Here is a 21,146-nt window from a genome sequence, read left to right on the forward strand (position 1 = left end):
TCCCTTTTTGCTGATTCACAACGTTATTATATCCTTTTAAACTTGCATCTTGCACGGTTATAACTGAAGCAAACAACTTCATATTGATTCATAGATTCCATCTCTGTAAATCGATTCCTGTAATTTCTTGTCGTGCTATGTTAGATTATCCATTGGAATAATATCACATATATAGATAGGGGAAATTAGAACGTGAAGAAATCATGGGTACTATCAATTATTATGAGTTTTGTTTTGCTCGGCGGGGTACTCGCACCTGCAGGGTCCTATGCCGCTGCGGCGGATGACTCAACCACTACATATTCGGATGATGCATACTCCGAGGTTGATACAACAGAAGAAGAGCCGGAACTTACAGCCGATGAAGAGGATTTCTTGAACTACCTGGATCAACTGGATAGCGCATCTGTGTATGAGGAGAAAGCCTTCAATGCTTTGGTGGGCAGCTCATACATTACGTCTTCCAATCGCAAATCAGTTTTCCTGAAATTGACCAACACAGCGATTCCTAACTACACCAAATATGTATCTATGCTGAAGCTGATCAAGCCGCAAAATGCGGAACTGCAAAAAATTCATGCCAGCCTGATCAAAGGAAGCTACACACAGCTGGAAGGATTCCAACTGGCTAAAAAGGCTGTATCGAAAACAACGATAAACAGCGCTGTTCTGAAACAAGGTAACGCCAAAATCGATACGGGTAAGAAAAGCATTGAGAAGTATCAGAAAGAATTGTCCGCTTATGCTGATAAACTTGGGTATGAATTTTAAAACAAAAACCCAAATTGAATGGTGACTCCAAAAATCATCCTTATCTCATAAATGAAGTGAAAGCGCAACTTGCGTTTTGAATTCGATAATTTGAGAATTAAGGAAAAAAAGTGTTTTCTTTTTCCAATTTAGTTCGTATAATAGCACTATAATCAAAAGGCTATGCTGCCGAAAGGTACAACCTCGTGAACATTGGGGTTGTGCCTTTTTTGCGTTTATAGCCATATTATCCATCCCAGATAAGGAGTGAATGCTATGTTACTTGAAGCTATTTATCACCGTCCCAAAATGAATTGGTCCTACGTATATGACCGTTCCACCATGCACCTGAGACTCCGTTCCAAGCGGGGCGACCTGGATGCGGTTATTGCCATCATCGGGGATAAATATGCGTGGGATCGTACGGTCCTTCACCTTCCGATGCGAATCTTTGCCCGTGATGCCCTGTTCGATTATTGGGAAGTGGAAGCGCAACCACCTTACCGCAGATTGCGTTACGGCTTCCAACTGATCGAGGGAGAAGAATCGGTCTGGATGACGGAACGGGGATTCGAACAGGCTCTGCCTGATCATCCGCTGGAATTTTTCGATTTTCCATTTATGAATCCAGCAGATTTCTTCGAAACGCCTGCTTGGGTTAAGGATGCTGTGTTCTATCAGATCTTCCCTGAACGTTTTGCCAATGGTGATCCGTCGATCAGTCCAAAGAACGCTGAGCCCTGGGGTGGTGAACCGACTCCTGTCAATTTTTTCGGAGGTGATTTACAAGGCGTTTTGGACCATCTCGACCATCTGAGTGCGCTTGGCATTAACGCCATTTATTTCTGCCCAGTGTTCCAGGCTACAACCAACCATAAATACAATACCGCAGACTACCTGAAGATCGATCCGCACTTTGGCACTAATGAGAAAATGAAGGAGCTTGTGGATGCATGCCATGCACGTGGGATACGGGTAGTTCTGGACGCGGTGTTTAACCACTCCGGCAGAGAGTTCCTTCCGTTTGCGGATGTGCTTGAAAAAGGGGCTGCTTCCCGTTATGCGGATTGGTTCCATGTCAGAGAATGGCCAGCACGTATCGAGGACGGTATTCCCACATATGATACGTTTGCCTTTGAACCCCTTATGCCCAAACTGAACACGGAGCATCCCGAGGTTAAGGAATATTTGCTGGAGGTGGCCCGCTACTGGATTCAGGATATGGGAATCGACGGTTGGAGGCTGGATGTTGCCAATGAGGTAGACCATCAATTCTGGCGTGAATTCCGGCAAACAGTCAAATCACTTAACCCGGATGCTTATCTGCTCGGCGAAATCTGGCATGATTCCATCATGTGGCTGCAGGGGGACCAATTCGATGCAGTCATGAACTATCCGTTCACGAATTCAGTCATGGATTACGCTGTGCTTGGCAAGCTGGACGGTCTCGGATTCGCCAACGAGGTTGGCAAACTGCTTGCTGCCTATTCACAGCCTGTAACCGAAGCGGCCTTCAACCTGCTCGGCAGTCATGACACGCCAAGACTGCTCACCCTATGTGAAGGGGATGTACGCAAAATGAAGCTGGCCGTCATTCTGCTGCTTACGTATCCAGGTGCTCCTTGTATTTACTATGGTGATGAGGTAGGACTTGATGGAGGCTATGATCCAGGTTGCCGCAAATGTATGGAGTGGGACGAACAGAAGCAGAACAAGGATCTGCTCGATTTCTTCACCCAAGCCATTGCCCTGCGTAAACAACACGCTGCATTGCGCAGTGCGGACATCACGATGATTTACGCGGAAGCCGGAGATCCGTGCATTGCCATCGGACGCAAGGATCAGGATAGCGGAGAACAATTCGTCCTTGTCCTGAATGCAAGTGAAGAACCGCGCAGTATGGAGCTGCCACTACATCAAGGAACTTGGCGTAATGTATTCTCAGCCACAACTCGGGAAACTCAGCAGAACAATCTGAAGCTGGACTTGGAACCATACGGTTTCTCCCTGTTGCAGCTGGATGTCAAAGCACACGTGAAGGCATAACATTTACGTTAATCACAGCCCTTCTCAAAGCTTTCCTAAATCATTTGCAGCGAGAAGTTGTGTATGTTAATCTCTCAAAGTGAAAAAAAGGGGAACCCTCGGTGCATCATGTATCCAAAGGTTCCCCTCTCCTGTTACAACTCATGATATCCCCTGCTGCATTGGCATTCATGAGTCACTTTATTCATTCGTTCATTCAGATTCATTCAGTATTGTGTTCCTCCGAATGTTCCTCCTTGCTTGCCGCAACCTCATCTCGAACGGAGGAGCTTTGACCGGAATTTCTTATTTTCTTCATTCTTGGGCTTGTTAATGTATCCTGGGTGATCACGATTTTTTGCGGAATTTTGTACTGGGGCAGCTTGTCTCGGCAAAAGTCCCAGATTTGTCTGCGCAGTTCCGTAAGAGGCTGCTCACCTGTAAGTCTGACCGTGGCCTTTACCATCTGCCCCATAATTCCACTCGGCTCACCACTCACGATAGCCGTTTCAATGACTTCCATTTGCTCCAGAATACTCTCCACTTCCGCAGGATAAACCTTACGTCCGCCTACATTAATGATCTCGGAGCGGCGACCCAAAATACGAATGTAACCATCCTCCATCTCCGCTTCATCCCCGGTCTGGAGCCAGCCATCTTCCGTGAACGGAGAAGGGGCGTTCAGATACCCGATCATGGCCGTTTTCGTTTGGATCTCTAACAGCCCGTCCACAATGCGATAACGGACTCCTCCGTCACGAACCGTAAATAGCAATGAACCCGAATCCTTGGAGCGTGTCGGCAGAATGCCAAGCTCCGACATCCCATAAGCCTGCACCGTGCGCACATTCGGAAACTGTCTGTTCCATGCGGTAAGCATCGCCTCCGGCATAACCTCTGAACCATAGGAGACCACTTCGAGACTGGATAAATCGAATTCCCGATAGACTCCGCTAAGGAGCAGCAAATTCATGAACGTTGGTGAGACTGGCAGTGCCTGAACACGATACTTTTCAATGGTTTTGCATACTTCCAGGGGGGAGCGATCCGGTATGACACATAAACAGCCGCCGCTGGACAGGGATTGCAGCATTGTGTTTAACCCGCCAATGTGATCAAACATCATGAAAGGGATCGTACAGAGCGGCCGGACTTGCCGCCTGAACCCGTGCAACAGGCGATCCGCGCTGTGAACAGCAGCTTTGCTTCGTCCTGTCGATCCGGATGAGAAGATCACCAGACCTGCATTCTTTTTCTGACTCAGCCTTGCCAATATCGGAGACCGAGAGCCTTGCACAGAGCAACGTCTGGCTATCGCTTCCCCTTCCCCAACACTCATACGCCATTCTGCCTGAGCGAGCGTTGTATACTCATTCCGTTTGGCCTCAACCAAGTGTCGATCCAGCGGAACCACAATACAATTCCGCTCCAGAAGTGCGATCAATGCCGCTGCGGCATAAGGAGAATAATCCTCTTCAAGCACAACAATCGCCTCTTCGAGCCCTTCTCTGGAAATCCACTGGCTAAAGGTCTGAATCTGATCCAATAACCAGTTATAACTATATTGCTCGTCCTTCCATATCAACGCAGGGCGATGGTCATACGCGGCGAACCGTTCCAGAAGAAAAGTGATATTCATCCCTTATCATCCTTTGGGCAATGTTTCAATTGCGCCTCCAGATATTCAACCAGCGATTCCACCGTTCGGTAAGGACTTTCTGGCATGGAAGCTGCCGCCATTTCCGCGAGGGTTATCCCTACACCGAACGCATCTTCAACACTTTGCTCGACAACGGCAAGTAAAGTTACAAGTTCAAGGGAGTCCAGTCTCCCCCGACTTCCATATAGGGGTGCCTGCAAGCCATGCTCTAGTGGAATGGGCGCGTTATGGTACCGATTAAGCTCATCGCAGCTGTCCAGCACAATCCGCTCTATGACTTCCCGATGTGAAGGCGCGGGATTTTCCACAGTCAATGAGGTCCGTCTGAAGCGATCAGCATGCTGATGTGTCGTCATTAGCGCTTCGTACCAGCCTAATTCGTCCGCCGCCAATTGTTGAATAATAACCGTTAACTGCTCCCTCCATTCTGGGCTTCGTTTCATTCTGGCGATCTGCAGCAGCTTATGCGCCTGTTCCCACTGGGCAATCATTGCACCGAATTCTGCAACATATTGATCATGGGGAGAATCGAGCCATTCGGCGGCCTCCTCCAGCAAATCGCGGAAAAAGTAGCGGCTCCAGCGCATGTCGAACAGGAACGCGGAGATGGCTTTCTCCTGTTCCCGATCCACCTCGGCATCCGGGTGCAATCTTTGTAACAATTGTGATGTGACAGCCTGTCCAAAATAATAGCTTCGATGGCCCTGCCAGATCGTTCTGCCCGTGATGAATTCATGCGCCTGCGTCGCCAGCGCAGAGCGCAGCATGGTTCGGTAGCCTGCGGCGTCGAGTGTCTCCACAGCACGGATCTCCATCGTGCCATATGTCCGTAATGTTTCTTTGCGCCGGGCTATTTCGAGCTCGGAGATATTTTTGTTCCCTTTCCAGAACTCCTGGAAATCAGTAGACGATACAGCTCCCATGTATTTGGAGGGAACGGGGTCATAGACATAGAACTGCTCCTCATCCATCCCGTACACAGCCAGCCAATGATCGACCAGATGAAGGCGCGAGCCTTGTTTAACGAGTTTATGAATATACTCGGGATTTCGATAATCCTCCCCGTAAGGCAAGCAATAACTTGTGCCTGTAACGACCAGAAGCCCCTCATTTTCAAGGCGTTCCCGAATATATGCCTTCCCTTGTTCGAAGCTGTCAAACTCCCGTTCTCCAAACACTTCCCACATCGGCTCCTCATAATCCAGCTTATGAAAGTAAGGCTTGATCAGACCACGTTCCGAACAGGAAGGCAGACTATACAAACGGCTGGAAGCCAGCAAGCCCAGACTGCTTATTGAGCCCTGACGCTGAAGGATTTCGTGGATCAAAGGAAAATTGCAGGGATAATAATACGGAATATCCATCGTTGGTTGAAATGGTTGACTGATCATGGCTACCTCCTGTTCCCGGCTTTGGCAGCCATGCTGCCCCAAGACTGGATTTTGTAATGAAGTGACAGGTTATCATGGGCACGAAACACCCGATTGGGAAGTGGCTTTCCATCTGCATCGGTTTCAAACTGCCGGAAGCCTCGAGTGAACCTGAACCGAAATCCGCTGTCACGTGGAACCTCGAAGCAGCCCTCATAATGGCCACCTCCGGTGTGCAGAAGCTTCATGCCCATGCCTCCGTAGATCGAGTCATCGTACATGTCTTGAAAGGGGGCCTCGGCACTCAGGCAGACTGTCACGTGACCCGATAATTCTTCCACAACTGTGTACATTCGTGATGCCGACAGCTCTCCCACCGTGAGGGTGACCACTGCATTACCTATCTTGACAGGAACCAATTCCCCATTGGGTCGAACCTCAATAACATCGGGTTGATCGGAATGATATTCCCCTTCAAGCACACTCATGGTGAACCCGCTGTCGTAATGAAGCAGCGCATTGATGTGACAGTTCATTCCGCCTTTCAATCCGATCATGTCCCTTCCCATCAGCTCCAGAGAAACCGGTTTGCCGATTCGGCCAAACATGTACAGTAGCGGAAGGTGAACCCTCTCTCCCCAATCCGCTTCCTGATGACCTGCATCCGGCTGTTCCAGAAATGCGATGTCCTTGCCAGGCTTGTATCCCCGTTCAGTGATCTGACGGACTACATTCCTTACCTGGGAAGGAAGAAATAATCCTTCTGCATCCCCAATATCTATCCACATTTGAATCGGAGCACTGCGCTCAGGCATGAGGTACATATCCTCCTCCTGTAAACTGCTCTCCGACGTTTCATCCAGCTGCACGTCCACGAAAAAGGGAGAGAGCATGATCAGTTTGCCAAAAATTTCAGGATGACGTGTTCCTATATGGAAGGTGCTGAGTGCCGCTGCGGAAGAACCAAGCAGTCCCGTATTGTCCTTGTCTGGAAGTGTGCGGTAATGCTCGTCAATGAACGGTTTCAGTTCATGAATGATAAAGTGTTCATAATCCAGGCCTGAGCAGCCCACACTCACCGCTTCTCTTGCAGGCGCAATGAAATGATAGAATTCATTGTGTGTAACTGGACGAACATGGGCAATTCCGACAATGATCAGCCCGTCCATCAAGCCTTGATCAATCAGTTGGTTTGCCGCCTGATCTACGTGCCACGTTTCATTTCCCGTAGTCGAAGGGCCGAAGGCCCTCTGACCCGCATGCATGTATAACACAGGATAGCGATGATCCACATGCTCCTTATAGCCTGGTGGCAAATAGACAAAAATCTTTCTCGTGTTGCCCAGCCTGGATGCCTTGAAACCTTCCACACATTCGATGACAGAATGAGTGTTCACTGAGCCATCAACCGCCTCTCCTATAGATTTCCCTTTTACAATACCGGGGTTTTCTTGTTAGTCTTGCTTCGTTCTTCCCTCGGCTACATCGACAAACAACCCCGTCTCTAAAGAGACGGGGTTGTTTTAAAACACCGAAATGTTCTAAAATGCATAGCCCTTATATTGGTGGGTCTGCGAATAGTTTAAATCTGTTGAGCCTGATTTGTAAATATAGAAATAGAAAAAAAATGCTCAAGAAAAAGTTATTGACAACCAAACCATTATTTAATTATCATAACGTTGTGATTATAACTAGAGGGCCATGCTTTTAAACCCAATCGGTTTAGGACAACCCCGGTAACTCCAGCAGGAGGTGCCGGGGTTGTTGGCGTTCATAAAGGGGGGGATATCTTAAGAATAACGAACCAGCGTCTAACTTGAAAGCGCTTTTCTAATCAAGAAGAGATTACACATCTAAACCACGAAGGGTGGATTATCAATGTTCAAATGGACCAAGCGAATCATCCTCAGTACCACGCTGAGCTTCAGCTTGCTGGCCGGAAGTGCACTGCCACTATTCCCGGCGGCCTCCGTATTCGCAGATGCTGATACGGCTGTAACCAACAAGCAGAACTTCAGCACCGATGTTATTTATCAAGTATTTACCGACCGTTTTCTGGACGGCAATCCCTCCAATAACCCTACTGGGGGAGCCTATGACGCCTCCTGTTCCAACCTGAAGCTCTATTGCGGGGGCGACTGGCAAGGACTGATCAATAAGATCAACGACAACTACTTTTCCGATCTCGGCATTACGGCACTCTGGATTTCCCAGCCTGTGGAGAACATTTACTCGCTGATTAACTATTCCGGTGTCAACAATACAGCTTATCACGGCTATTGGGCACGTGACTTCAAGAAGACCAATCCTGCTTTCGGTACGATGACCGATTTCCAGAACCTGATCAATACGGCACATGCCAAAGGCATTAAAGTCATCATTGATTTTGCTCCTAACCATACCTCTCCTGCCATGGAAACCGATACCTCATTCGCAGAGAATGGAAAGTTGTACAATAACGGCACTCTGCTTGGTGGCTACACCAATGATACGAACAAATTTTTCCACCACAATGGCGGCTCTGACTTCTCCACACTGGAGAACGGTATCTACAAAAATCTCTATGATCTCGCTGACCTGAACCACAATAACAGCACCATTGACACCTATTTCAAGGATGCGATCAAGCTCTGGCTGGATATGGGCATTGACGGAATCCGGGTGGATGCGGTGAAGCATATGCCGATGGGATGGCAAAAGAACTGGATGTCCTCCATCTATGGCTACAAACCGGTATTCACGTTTGGTGAATGGTTCCTGGGTTCATCCGCATCCGATGCGGACAACACCAACTTCGCCAACCAGTCCGGCATGAGTCTGCTCGACTTCCGCTTCAACAATGAAGTACGTAACGTGTTCCGTGATAACACATCCACAATGGTTGCCCTGGATTCCATGATCACCAGCACTGCCGCTGATTATGCCCAGGTGAATGACCAAGTGACCTTCATTGATAACCATGACATGGATCGCTTCAAAACAAGTGCCGTTAACAACCGTCGCCTGGAACAAGCTCTTGCATTTACACTTACCTCGCGGGGCGTACCAGCCATCTATTATGGCACTGAGCAGTATTTGACAGGTAACGGCGACCCTAATAACCGTGCCAAAATGCCTTCGTTCTCCAAAACAACAACCGCTTTTAACGTGATCAGCAAGCTGGCTCCATTGCGCAAAACCAATCCAGCCATAGCCTATGGAACAACCCAGCAGCGCTGGATTAACAACGATGTGTATGTGTATGAGCGTAAATTCGGCAACAATGTGGCCGTCGTAGCGATTAACCGCAATCTTTCGACTTCCACATCTATCAGCGGTCTAACCACTTCACTCCCTTCGGGTACATACAACGATGTTCTTGCAGGTGCATTAAGTGGTAATACCATTACCTCTACTGGAGGTAACGTCGCTAACTTCACTTTGGCAGCAGGAGCTACAGCAGTCTGGCAGTATACAGCCAATACCACTACACCAACCATCGGGCATGTGGGCCCTGTAATGGGTAAAGCGGGTAATACCGTTACCATTGATGGTCGTGGATTCGGCACTACCAAAGGTACTGTTTATTTTGGTACAACCGCTGTTACCGGTTCAGCCATCACATCATGGGAAGATACTCAGATCAAAGTGACCATCCCTGCTGTTGCCGCCGGCAACTATGCAGTTAAAGTCGCAGCGAGTGGAGTCAACAGCAACACTTATAACAATTTCACGATTCTTAGTGGCAACCAGGTTTCCGTTCGGTTTGTCATCAACAATGCATCCACGACACTCGGCCAGAATCTCTATCTGACGGGCAATGTTGCGGAGCTGGGTAACTGGTCCACAGGCCCTCTCGCCATTGGTCCGGCGTTCAATCAGGTGATCTATTCTTATCCAACCTGGTATTATGACGTGAGCGTGCCTGCCGGAACGAATCTGGAATTCAAGTTCTTCAAAAAGAACGGCTCTACGATTACGTGGGAAAATGGCAATAATCATACCTTCACCACACCAACCAGTGGAACCGCAACCGTTACAGTGGACTGGCAGCCTTAATTCCTTCACCGTCCTATCATTCAACCCGGAGTCAGACGCGATGTGCGTCTGCTTCCGGGTTCTTTGATTAGGCTCGCCCATACCTTTTGCATGGTTGCTCTGCTATCGATAGGTCCGAATGGATTTTAATCCAGCTGAAGCAATCACTCCTACCACTAGCAGCAGCGCGCCCAAGCTCTCCAGCACGGTTTGGGCACCCCACTGATCAGCCAAAACGGAAACCACCGTTAATCCCAGAATCGGGGCTGTACTTGTTATGGTTCCGAGCACCCCGTAGATTCTCCCCTGCAGCTCATCGGGAACTTCGGCACGCATCATGATCTGGGTTAACATTGTACAGCACGCAAACATCGCTCCCCCCGCAATGATCAGCGGCAAGGCCACCAAAGGAGAAGATACATTGGCTAACAGCATATACAGTGGGCCGAGAACCAGCAGACCGATAAACACCCATCGCCCCTTTCGTTTCAGCCGGTTGCCTGAGGCAATCAGAATTCCGGAACCCAGCATGTACCCCAGTGGAATACATGTCTCGATCAGTCCGAACTGGACAGGATTCGCCTGCCATACGTTGACGGCCATGACTTGAACAAGCATGATGGCTGACATGAAGAAAAGAATCAGCAGCGGATTAAGAATAACGATAGAGCGAATCAGGGGATGTGCAAAGATGTAGGAAAATGAACCGCCCCACTCCTTTACAAACGATCCTCTATGCATCGAAGAGCGTTGTACATCCGGAAAACGCCCAGCCAACATTACACATATCGCTGACAGCAGAAAGGTCACACCTGTAATCATAATAGCCGTAAACCCTCCAAATGCTGAAACTGCAATCCCCGCTGCGGCCAGTCCGCTGATCCGGGCAATATTATCGACCAGATGAATGGTTCCTGTAGCTTGCTGCAGATGCTCCCTCCCTACAAGACTGGTTACCGAAGCATGAAAGGCAGGCGCCTGAAACAGGCTGGAGAACATCGAAAGGGAAAGCATGAGCAGTACGATTGGAAAAGGAGCATGCAGCACAAACAGACTCACCGCGATGATAAACGCCATAGCACCACGAAACAAATCCGACGACAGCATCAATGTTCTGCGATCCAGCCTGTCGGCAAACGTACCCGCGAATGATCCGAACAGAAAACTGACGACCATATTACATACTTGTACAGCTGCCATGCTCTTCGCACTTCCCGTGGTCTGCAGCACCCACAGACTGATGGCAATGCCGTTGAAGCAATCACCAAATACGGAGATGCCGTAACCGCACAAAATTCTGCGATATGCAACATTGCGCCAAAGCGCCCTGTTGGCCATTTTCGGACTTTCCGCGGCAGCGAGAGCCCCGTTCGGTCCTAATTCCGGTTCTGGGGACTGTAGCGTTCCCATCGATCTTTTCCTCCTCTTGTCATTCAGATCTCAAACAGCAGGCAGGCGCTTCCGGAGCAGTTCCAGCGATAAATGGAACCTCTCAGAAGCGCCTGATTGGTGGCCTGGATATGTTCTACAGGCTGTCTATGCGGTTAATGGTTTATCCTTTATCTTTTATCCTTTGGAGGCGCCAGAGGTCAGCCCCTGCACTAGGAAGCGCTGCAGGAATACAAACAACAACGTAATCGGAATGGCGATCAGTACCGCCCCGGCAGCAAACATGGTAAAGTTACTGTCCTGATAACGGCTAACCAGATCCCACATGCCAACAGCAAGTGTCCAGTTCTCTTTCGTCCGAAGTACCAGCCGGGCAAAGATAAAGTCCATCCACGCTCCAGTGAAGCTGGTTAAGGCTACATAGGTCAGCATTGGCCGGGACAATGGCAAAATGATGCTGGTGAACACACGCAGATGACTGGCACCGTCAATTCGTGCGGCTTCATCCAAACTGCGCGGAATGGTATCAAAGAACCCTTTGACAATAAATCCACCTAGCACGGCCCCGGAAGAATAGACCAGAATCAACGCGGCATGAGTGTCCAGCAATTTGATCTGAAGCAAAATAATATAAATGGCAATCATGCTCATGAAGCTGGGGAACATCCCCAGAATCAGCATCGTGGATAGAATGGTCTTACGACCGCGAAAACGGAAACGGGACAAAGCATACATGCCCAAAGTGACCATAAGCGTTGAGAAAATCATCGTGAAAAAGGCGATCTTCAACGTGTTCAGATACCATGTGCCATACATGAACGACGGGTTGGTAAACAGTTCCCCGTAATGGGCCAGCGTGAACGCTTCAGGCCACAGACGTTCACTGTATAGCGCTGCCCCTGGACGCAGTGACGAGAGAAATATCCACAAGACGGGATACACCGATACGATGGCAATGATGACCAGCAGCACATAACTGATCGCCAGACGCATGGGATTGTTGCGCTTTTTCATTGAATCATGTCCTCCTCCTTGAACGATTTGGAACGACGGAAATTCCAGATGGAGAACGACGCAATAATCAGGAAAATAATGATGCCGACCGCCGAAGCCATATTGAATTTGTTGTTATCCAACGTCAGTTTGTACAACCAGGTCACGAGGAGATCGGTTGATCCCGCGTATTGATAATCTCCACGCAGCGGATTCCCGTTCGTCAGCAGGAAGATGACATTGAAGTTGTTGAAATTCCCGGCAAATTGCATAATAAGCACCGGTGTCGTAGCGAACATGATAAAAGGAAGCGTAATGATGCGGAACTTCTGAAAGCCGGACGCACCGTCTACCTCAGCCGCTTCATACAAATCCCGTGGAATCGCCGTCAGCACGCCCAGGATGAGCACCATGCTGACCGGGATTCCGATCCACATGTTTACAATAACGACTGTAACTTTTGCCCAGAATGGATCAGTTAACCACGGCAACCCCTCAAGGCCAAAAGCCTTCATATACGTATTAATCGGGCCAAACTGTCCGTTGAACAGGTTCCGCATCAGAAGCAGTGAGATAATCTGCGGAATGGCATAAGGAAGAATGAATATCGTCCGCCACACCTTTTTGAAGCGAATACCCTTCTGCTCGATGAGAAGTGCAACCAGCACCCCGCCGAAATACGTAGTGACCGTTGCCAGAATGGCCCAGATCACGGTCCATGTTAATACGCCAAAGAAGGTATGGCTCCACGATTTAAGCTGGACCAGATCCGTGAATGTCTTGAAGCCGACCCAGTCCACCAGCTTGGCGGGCGGAATATGATCCGGTGCCGAGTAATTGGTAAAGGCCAGGGTAATCGTAAACAAAATCGGCATAATGGTGAAAAACAGGATGCCGAGTGCAGGGATGGATAAGAAAAGATACGGGAATTGTTTATCGAGCAGATATCTCAGGGAAGCAGAAGCTCCGGTGGCCTGCTTGCCTTCCTCTCTTAATTTTCCCGTGAGGTACGCATCCCGGATATTGAATATATACAGAAGAAGAAAAACGAAAAATACCAGAAGTACTATGATTCCGTTGAGCAGTAAAAAGATGGAGTGGTCGCCCTGCTGGAGCACCGTTGATCCATTGACCTTGACGAAACGCTGCGTTTGCTCGCCCAGCGTCCATACTCCCCATACGGCCTGATTCAAACGGGGAATCAGATAGGCGAGTCCCACTGCCTCTAAGATCAGAAAACAAATTCCCTTGATCCATTGACGGTTATACAATTGTCCAAGTCCTTGCAGGACAACGGACAACACAGCCGCTGTCATACGATGCTGTCTTTCTCGATTCGGCTTAACCGTGACTGGAACATGCTGTTGTTTCATTCATTCCTACTCCTTCCCGGCAAGCGAAGTTACCGATCAGTTATAGCAGAGTGCAGAGGACATGTTGACTTCCTCTGCACCTGCTCATTTTTTATTTTATTGGGTGGTTGCAAGGCTCTCCTTGACTTGTTTGACTGCGTTATCCAGAGAGGTCTTTACATCCTTGCCTCCATCCCATATGTCGGTAATCGCCGCGCTGATGGGACCCCACACGCTATCCATGGCAGGAAGCGAAGGCATAGGGGTGGAGTTGTTGAATTGCTCAAGGAATGCCTTCGTGATTTCATCCCCTTGAATCTTCGGATCTGCCGCCACATCTTTATTGGCCGGGAGTGTTCCGTTCATCTCAAAGTTGACCATCTGGGATTCGGCACTGGAGAGATAGGCCGCAAACAGCTTGGCAGCATTCGGATAGGTTGTAAATGCATTGACGTAATAGGCCTTAACTCCAGAGAAGGAGGTCATCGGTTTGCCTTCAATCGCCGGGAGTGGAGCCACACCGAAGTCAATGCCAGCATTGCGATAATCGGCGATGGACCAAGGTCCGTTAATATCCATGGCCAGTTTCCCACTTGAAAATAGACCTTTTTTGATGTCATAGTTCACATCACCCATTTTCACAGGCAGTACTTCCGATTTCAGCGTTTGCAGGAACTGACCGCCCTTGATGGCTCCCTCATTGTTAAGACCAATGTCCTCGCTGTTCATGCCTTCATCGCCGAAGATATATCCGCCCTGAGAAGCCAGATAAGCAAAGTTGTAATAAAATTGCTGGAGTTCCCACATCAGAGTGTACTTGTTGTTTTTGGGGTCATTAAAGGTTTTGGCAAAGCTGATAATGTCATCAAATGATTTTGGTGCTTCGGGATAAAGCTTTTTGTTATAAAACAACGCATAGGTTTCTACGCTGTAGGGATATCCATATAAGATGTCTTTGAAGGTTACGGCTTTAACCGCATTGTCGCTGGTAGATTGCGTGGTCTGTTGCTCAAAAATATCGTTTGGCAAGATCAGTCCGGCCTCTGAAGCGCTACCAATCTTGTCATGCGGGAAAACGACTACATCCGCAGCCAATCCTGCGGGTCCGTCCGTAGTGAGCTTGGTCACTTGGTCGGTAGGCGGCAATTCCTCGATCTTTACAGAGACGCCATACTCCTCTTCAAATTTCTTCGCCCGCTCCTCGATAAAGCTGCGTTGATTCTTATCCTCCCATATAACAAGGCTCGCGCCCTCTTCTGGCTGAATATTTTCCGCGGTCACTGTGGTTTCTCCAGTCTCACCGCTGTCTGTTGTGGTTGGCGCTGCGCCTCCACCTCCGCTTGAACATGCGGTAAGTGCAAGTGCCATGAAACCTGCAAGTGCTGCTTGCTGCCATTTTCTCATTGAATTTCCCCCTTTTCGTAGTCTTGATCGATGCTGTACTCGCGCTTTTCACCCGTTATTCTGTGTACTGTTCCTGTACTCCGAAGTTCGCCGTGGTTCCGTTTGAAAGCAATACAAACGTTTGCTCATATTAACCTCAGACTGGTCCAATCCTTATGTAATCGGGATGAATATTCTAGGAAGTATGTTGATTTAAGTTATGTAAGCGCTATAATGACAATAACATCATACAACAGCAAACTTTGTTTGTACAAACGTTTGCACAAGTCATTTTCGTTCATTTTCCGTCACTTTTGTGGTGTTTCTTTCTGTAATTTCCTATTTGCTTGATCTACCACCATCTTCCTTTATTTTTCTTTTTCCCTCTTCACCATGATGCAGTTAGCAATTGATTTATCCAAGTCTTTGAATTAACATAGGAGACATGTTGAAATGCTTGTACAGAAGGGATTTTTCACATGATTACAATCAAAGATATTGCCAAATTGGCGGGTGTATCCCCTTCTACGGTCTCACGGGTTATTTCCAACCATCCCAGAATCAGTTCGGAAACATCACTCAAAGTGAAGCAAATCATGAAAGAAATGAATTATCATCCCAATATGATGGCCAAAAGCCTTGTTTCCAAAACGACTCAAACCCTGGGTATCATGCTGCCCCGACCTGCTGAAGAGCTGTTTCAGAACTACTTTTTCGGAGAATTGCTTCGGGGAATCATTACCCATGCCACCCGCATGAATTATGAACTTCTTCTCTCCACCGAAACGTCTTCCAGCGATGAATTGAATGCCATATCTCGCCTGGTACACGGGCGGCGCGTAGATGGAATTTTGCTGCTTGGTTCTAAACGGGAAGACCCGATTATTTCATTTTTGGAGGCGGAAAAGTTTCCTTTTGTACTGATTGGCCGCAGCGAAACGCATCCTGATGCCCCGATGGTGGACAATAACAATGTACAGACGGCTTTCGATGCAACTACACATCTGATTGCCCAAGGGCATAAACGAGTCGGATTTGTTAGCGGACCACCAGATTTGACGTTGTCTCATGATCGCCTGCTTGGATACAAAAACGCGCTTGAAGAAGCGGGTCTTGATGCTAACAATGACTGGATCGTGGAGGGAGAATTCCTGCAGGAAAGCGGCTTCCGGTCGATGTCCCTGTTCATGTCGCTACCCGACAGGCCTACCGCCCTCGTTGTCATCGACGACAATGTTGCCTTTGGCGTACTTCGCGCTCTGGCCGAGCTGGGATACAACGTTCCTGAAGATATAAGTGTTGTGAGCTTTAACAATATTGCCTTATCGGAACTCGCATCGCCTCCACTCAGTTCGATTGATATCGGAACCTATCAACTGGGCTATACCGCGGTTCAGGTACTGCTGAAAATTCTGAGTGGGGAGCAGTTGCCTCAGAATCCGGTCATTATTCCCCACCGCTTAATTGTTCGGGATTCGTCCTTGTTTACGCTGTCCGGGAATGTCTAGACACGTTTGTGCAAACGTTTGTCCTACTGGTTTGAAGTGTCACATTCTCGCCTGTTGCAGACATGCAAAAGAAGCCCATACAGCGGTATGAGCTTCTTTGCACATTTAAGTTATGAACGATGGATTAGTAAGAGCTCCATCCTGCATCTGCCGTTACGACGGTTCCGTTCACAAAGCTGGATTCGTCTGAGCCTAAGAACAGAGCCACCTTAGCAATCTCTTCACTTGTTCCTATACGTGGGTTAATCGCCATACCCAATTGTTGTCTGCCCGCACCAAACTGACTTAACCCCGCCATGGATGAACTAATATTGGTTGCTACCGCCCCAGGAGCGATGGCGTTACAGCGAATGCCTTGCTCGGCGTACATGTAGCCTGTATTTTTGGTGAATCCAACCACAGCGTGTTTGGAAGCTGTGTAGGCTGCACCGGCCCGGCCACCGTTCAAGCCACCTGCTGATGCAATATTGACGATGACGCCTTTTTGTTTCTCCAGGAAGATTGGCAGCACCTTACGTGTTGCACGCATAACACTGGTCGTGTTGATTGCAAATACTCTCTCCCATTTGTCATCGGACACATCAGCAGCCGGCTCCATGCCATCCATAATGCCTGCATTGTTCACCAGAACATCCACTGTTCCGTATGTGCTCACCGCAGTATCAATCAGGTTCTGGATATCTTCTTCTTTTGCCACATTGGCAAGCACCACAATGGCTTCGCCGCCCTGTGCCTTAATCTCATCCACGACCGTCTGTGCTGTCTCCGCATTGATATCCGATACGATTACCTTCGCTCCCTCCTGTGCGTACAATGTTGCAATCGCTCTACCCATACCGGAACCCGCACCTGTCACCACAGCCACTTTATCTTGAAGTTTCATCATGTATCATCCTCCATGTATTCGTTTACAATAAGTTAACAAACAAATGTTCATTAACTCGTATCCTTAGTATAATAAGTCATAGCATTCCTGTTCAATCAGTAAAAGCATGCCCAAATGTACGTTAATCAACAATTTCCATGATGTATGTACTTTAACTTATAACTCGCTCTTCCAAGGAGGCTGTAGTATGACTGAACTTCCGAACTCCATAGACCGAAGAATCAAGAAATCCAAAGCCGCGCTGAAGGATGCCCTCATCCAGTTAATGCAGAAGCAGCCGTTTAAGGAAATATCCATAACCGAGATCGTGCAGCTTGCGGATCTGAATCGAGGTACCTTTTACAGACATTATCAATACAAAGAAGACCTGTTCAATGAAATGATCGATGATGTGATCAAGGATCTGGTGGCTTCTTTCCGTGAGCCTTATCAGGATATGGAACTATTCCGAGTAAGTCATATGCCTTCTTCCGCAATCAAAATATTTGAACATGTGCATCAACATGCACCATTCTACACGCTTGTGGTGAAGTCCGAGGCCGCGTCCAACTTTCAACAAATGATCTGTGAGGTTCTTCGTAACCTTGCCTTGCAGGATCTCACTGAGGTTTTTCCTTCTCACATCAACCAGGAACTGCTAGCCAGCTACCAGTCCCATGCGATCTTTGGCATGATCCTGGAGTGGATTCGGCAGGAATTCAAACACACCCCCGCCTATATGGCAGAGGAGTTATTCAAAATCATTAATTTCAAGCCTGCCAATGCGGTGGTCCAGTCCAATCTCAAATGATCGATCCAGGCGTATTTATCCACGAATTCTGAATGAAAGTCAAAAAGCGACCGTTCCCCAATGATTAACAAGGAACGGCCGCTTTGTATATTTATGAATGTCGAACTACAGCCCCAGCTTCTGCCCTTTCTCCAACCGCTGAATCTGCTGCTCCCCGGTATCCGCCAGTTCACGGAACTGGTTAATGGTCTCCCGCATCCGTGGCAATGCCTCCTGCTTATATACACTGATGGAGTCGAGCGCGGACAGCACATCCGTGAACGCCTGCTTCATCGTATCGACCGAAATGCTGGCATCATAAGCTTGCTTCTGGATGGCAATGCCCTGATCTTTCAGCATTTTGGACGTACCTGCGATCAGGTCGTTGGTCGTCCGGTTAAGCAGTTCAATTTTCTGCAATACAATCTTCTGATTGTAAAGTGCACTCGCAACGGTGACGGCAATTTTCAAGGCCGAGATCGTTACATTTTTGGCCCGATCCACACCACGGATCAATTCCTTGTTGTTGCGGATGACAACTTCAATCGCCATAATGCCCTGCTGGTTCACCACCAGCATTTGCTGCAAATCCATGACCCGCTGACGAAGCGGGAACAGCACTTCTTCCGTTATAAATCGGACTTTCTCCGGGTCCTCGTTGCGTACTTTGGCTGCTTCGATCTGTGCGTCAATCGACTCATCCATCAGCACCCCAAGCTGAATTTCCTTTTGCAGTCGTTTGGTGAGCTCCCGCAGATTTTGCTGTTCAATCTCCAGTGTAGTGTTATCATTTCTCAAGGTTGCTCTGCCTTTATCCAGCGAGGTCACAATATCAGCGATGACCGCGTCAGCCTTCTGGTATTTCAGGAAATAGGCCCGCAGGGGATTAAACAATTTGCCAAGGAATCCGGTCTTGGCAAAGTCGACCACGCTGGGGTCGAGATCCTTCAGTTGCATATGCAGCTCGGCCAAGCCTTTGGCGACCTGTCCGCCCTCGTCTCCCGTCTTGGACAGATGTCCAACGGAGACTTGAAGCAACGCGTTTTTCTCGGAAGAAGATCTCATCGTGTTCATGCCAAAGCCGTCAATGGATTGCAGAATCTCCTTGCGTTTCTCCAACGATTCAAGATCGAGTGTCATGATCATCTCCACGTTGGCATTGGCGACTTGCTGCAGTTCCGCCACCTCGGCAGGTACGGGCTTTATTTCCTCCTCAATCACCTTCTGAATTTCCTTCTGGCTAGGTATCTCCATCGAAAACGACATCCAAGTTCCCCCTTCAATTACGTGCTATATAAAATAGAATAATAAACTTTACATCAGGGCACTTCGAGCGCAGTCCCCGTGCTACATCTGCACGTTGAACAGGTTACCGATTTTGTATACCACATCGTCGGTATCCGCGTTAATGCTCGCTGCTTCGTTAATGCTGGAGATGCTCTCCAAAGCTTTGATGTCCGCGTTGTAACCAATCGTGTAGATCGGCACTTTGTACGTCTCGACCAGATCACGAATATCTTTCAGTGTATGTCCTTCATTGGTCTCTCCATCACTTAGGACAAAGATCAGTGGCTTCACATTCGGATTCGCAGCCATATAATCTTCCAGCATCTTCATTGCCACAACGATTCCATCGAAGGTTGCCGTACCGCCACCCGCTTGCAGGCTATCCACCGTACCGACAAACATCGACTGCTGATTCGTATCATACTTGGCAATGGGCAGATTCACCGTTACTCCACTAGAGTAGGAGACGAGGCCAATACTGTTATCTGTGCCTAGGAACTTCTGGCCTTTGCGCAATGATTCCTTGAGTCGGTTCAGTGGTTCACCATCCATACTCCCGGATACGTCGGTTACAAATACGGCTGCAATCGGTTTACTGCCGTTCTTTTTCTCTTTCCATACTTTCTGAGCGGACAACAAGGTGCCACCATCCACTGTGTTCAATTCGGACTTGTAGTCTTGCAAGCCGTTGAAGCCGAACGCCTCAGCCGATTGCTGATACTTCGCTTGGGTTACGAACTCTGCATACTTCTTGATAATCTCTTGCTTGTTCTGCGGCAGTTGCCCCAGTGCATACAGCGGGCTGTCATGTCTTACACCAAAAGGGGTAAAGACGTATCCGCTTTTCAGATCTGCGGTGTTTACGTAAGTCTGGTATTCCAGTACAAATGCGTCCAAACGGCCTGACTTGGCTGCCTCACGCATCTGAATGGTTGTGGACGCCGTAAACGGTACGTTAGCTTGAAACTTCTCAAAACCCTCAATCGCTTTCTCACCAAGCGGATTGGAGCTGTCGTATGTGTTGAGTGCCGTCACCAGAAAGTTCAGTCCCGTGGAACTGGCAAATGGATCGGTGTACCCCATCGCGAGTTCATTGTTGGCAATCGCTTCGGTCACGGTTTTTACATTAACTGAGCCGTACGTGTCGACCAGCGCATCATATTTGGCTTTCGAGATGACGATTCCGGGAACGTTCCCCACCAGTCTTTTGGATACCAGGTCTGTCTTCACTCCGCTTGCAGCTACCATCTCGCCCCATAACTCATTGGAGGGAGTGTACGCATCAGGCACATATTTACCAGACTTGATATAATCGGCCGCCGTACCGGATGCGATATTGCGTAACTTTACCGAAACCTGCTTGCCGCCAACGGTAATGTTAGCCTTGTTGAACTCTTCGGTGACCTCGGTTAACCAGCCATCTCCGCCAGTGCCTGCTTTCTCCGGGGATGAAAAGATTTCCACATAATCATTCGTTGTATTTTCGACCGTGATCGGAAATTTCGAGATGTCTGGAAGTGACTCTGCCACATCCACCGGATCGAGATCAATCTGTCCCTTCACAGGTTCAGCCGTTGCCGGAGCAATGTCCGCATACAGCTTGCCTAACTCTTTGCCTGCATTCTCTGTCGTTACCTGTGTACTGGATTTACCCACGTTCGACGTCAGCGTGATACCTGCATATACGAGTCCAAACACAAGTACCAGCATTAAGATCGATATGAAAAAAAACTTTCCCTTCTTAGCCATACGTACAA

Annotated in this window: 15 protein-coding genes; 5 read left to right on the top strand and 10 right to left on the bottom strand. The window is 48.5% G+C overall.

All coding sequences use genetic code 11. The annotated features are described in order from the left end of the window. Positions 1-192 precede the first annotated feature (192 nt). Both HW560_RS00400 and HW560_RS00405 read left to right on the top strand, forming a co-directional pair. A complete protein-coding gene (locus HW560_RS00400; protein WP_179261446.1) occupies positions 193-771 on the top strand; it encodes a hypothetical protein in 579 nt (192 codons plus the stop codon). Positions 772-1,026: 255 nt separating this feature from the next. Next, positions 1,027-2,796 carry an alpha-glycosidase gene (locus HW560_RS00405; protein WP_179261448.1) on the top strand — a complete coding sequence of 590 codons (1,770 nt, stop codon included), beginning with the start codon at positions 1,027-1,029 and terminating at the stop codon, positions 2,794-2,796. Between the two features lie 202 nt (positions 2,797-2,998). On the opposite strand, the gene HW560_RS00410 is transcribed toward HW560_RS00405, so the two are convergent. From HW560_RS00410 to HW560_RS00420, 3 genes are read right to left on the bottom strand one after another with little or no spacing between them, the layout of a single operon-like run. Continuing rightward, positions 2,999-4,414 (bottom strand): ANL family adenylate-forming protein, encoded by a 1,416-nt coding sequence (locus HW560_RS00410; RefSeq protein WP_179261450.1) that lies wholly within the window; start codon positions 4,412-4,414, stop codon positions 2,999-3,001. Then, a complete protein-coding gene (locus HW560_RS00415) occupies positions 4,411-5,826 on the bottom strand; it encodes a cysteine peptidase family C39 domain-containing protein (protein ID WP_179261452.1) in 1,416 nt (471 codons plus the stop codon). Before HW560_RS00415 ends, HW560_RS00410 begins: the two co-directional genes overlap by 4 nt. 2 nt (positions 5,827-5,828) lie before the next feature. Then, positions 5,829-7,202: an alpha/beta hydrolase gene (locus HW560_RS00420; protein WP_179261454.1), complete on the bottom strand. Its 1,374-nt coding sequence runs from the start codon at positions 7,200-7,202 to the stop codon at positions 5,829-5,831. A 481-nt stretch (positions 7,203-7,683) separates the two neighbouring features. Here HW560_RS00420 and HW560_RS00425 point away from each other — a divergent pair, with 481 nt between their 5' ends. Then, a complete protein-coding gene (locus HW560_RS00425) occupies positions 7,684-9,843 on the top strand; it encodes an alpha-amylase family glycosyl hydrolase (protein WP_179261456.1) in 2,160 nt (719 codons plus the stop codon). A gap of 102 nt (positions 9,844-9,945) precedes the next feature. On the opposite strand, the gene HW560_RS00430 is transcribed toward HW560_RS00425, so the two are convergent. The 4 genes from HW560_RS00430 to HW560_RS00445 form a co-directional block, all read right to left on the bottom strand. Continuing rightward, positions 9,946-11,232: an MFS transporter gene (locus tag HW560_RS00430; protein ID WP_090893557.1), complete on the bottom strand. Its 1,287-nt coding sequence runs from the start codon at positions 11,230-11,232 to the stop codon at positions 9,946-9,948. Positions 11,233-11,388: 156 nt separating this feature from the next. Continuing rightward, positions 11,389-12,225: a sugar ABC transporter permease gene (locus HW560_RS00435; RefSeq protein ID WP_076290382.1), complete on the bottom strand. Its 837-nt coding sequence runs from the start codon at positions 12,223-12,225 to the stop codon at positions 11,389-11,391. Continuing rightward, complete coding sequence (locus HW560_RS00440) at positions 12,222-13,577, bottom strand: carbohydrate ABC transporter permease (RefSeq protein WP_090893555.1); 1,356 nt, start codon at positions 13,575-13,577, stop codon at positions 12,222-12,224. Before HW560_RS00440 ends, HW560_RS00435 begins: the two co-directional genes overlap by 4 nt. A 96-nt stretch (positions 13,578-13,673) precedes the next feature. Then, positions 13,674-14,960, bottom strand: a complete 1,287-nt coding sequence (locus HW560_RS00445) for a sugar ABC transporter substrate-binding protein (RefSeq protein WP_090893553.1) — start codon at positions 14,958-14,960, stop codon at positions 13,674-13,676. 458 nt (positions 14,961-15,418) lie between these two features. On the opposite strand from HW560_RS00445, the gene HW560_RS00450 reads away from it, so the two are divergent. Continuing rightward, a complete protein-coding gene (locus tag HW560_RS00450; protein ID WP_090893551.1) occupies positions 15,419-16,447 on the top strand; it encodes a LacI family DNA-binding transcriptional regulator in 1,029 nt (342 codons plus the stop codon). Between the two features lie 124 nt (positions 16,448-16,571). Here HW560_RS00450 and HW560_RS00455 read toward each other — a convergent pair whose 3' ends face one another. Further along, positions 16,572-17,330: an SDR family oxidoreductase gene (locus HW560_RS00455; protein ID WP_179265711.1), complete on the bottom strand. Its 759-nt coding sequence runs from the start codon at positions 17,328-17,330 to the stop codon at positions 16,572-16,574. 190 nt (positions 17,331-17,520) lie between these two features. Here HW560_RS00455 and HW560_RS00460 point away from each other — a divergent pair, with 190 nt between their 5' ends. Then, positions 17,521-18,123, top strand: a complete 603-nt coding sequence (locus HW560_RS00460; protein WP_062321122.1) for a TetR/AcrR family transcriptional regulator — start codon at positions 17,521-17,523, stop codon at positions 18,121-18,123. Positions 18,124-18,228: 105 nt separating this feature from the next. Here the strand turns inward: HW560_RS00460 and HW560_RS00465 are convergent, their stop codons facing one another. Further along, on the bottom strand, positions 18,229-19,368 hold the full coding sequence (locus tag HW560_RS00465) for a toxic anion resistance protein (RefSeq protein WP_179261458.1): 1,140 nt from the start codon (positions 19,366-19,368) through the stop codon (positions 18,229-18,231). A gap of 81 nt (positions 19,369-19,449) precedes the next feature. Next, positions 19,450-21,138: a vWA domain-containing protein gene (locus tag HW560_RS00470; protein WP_179261460.1), complete on the bottom strand. Its 1,689-nt coding sequence runs from the start codon at positions 21,136-21,138 to the stop codon at positions 19,450-19,452. Positions 21,139-21,146: the final 8 nt, after the last annotated feature.

This window comes from Paenibacillus sp. E222 (assembly GCF_013401555.1).
In the GTDB taxonomy this organism is placed as follows: Bacteria; Bacillota; Bacilli; order Paenibacillales; family Paenibacillaceae; genus Paenibacillus.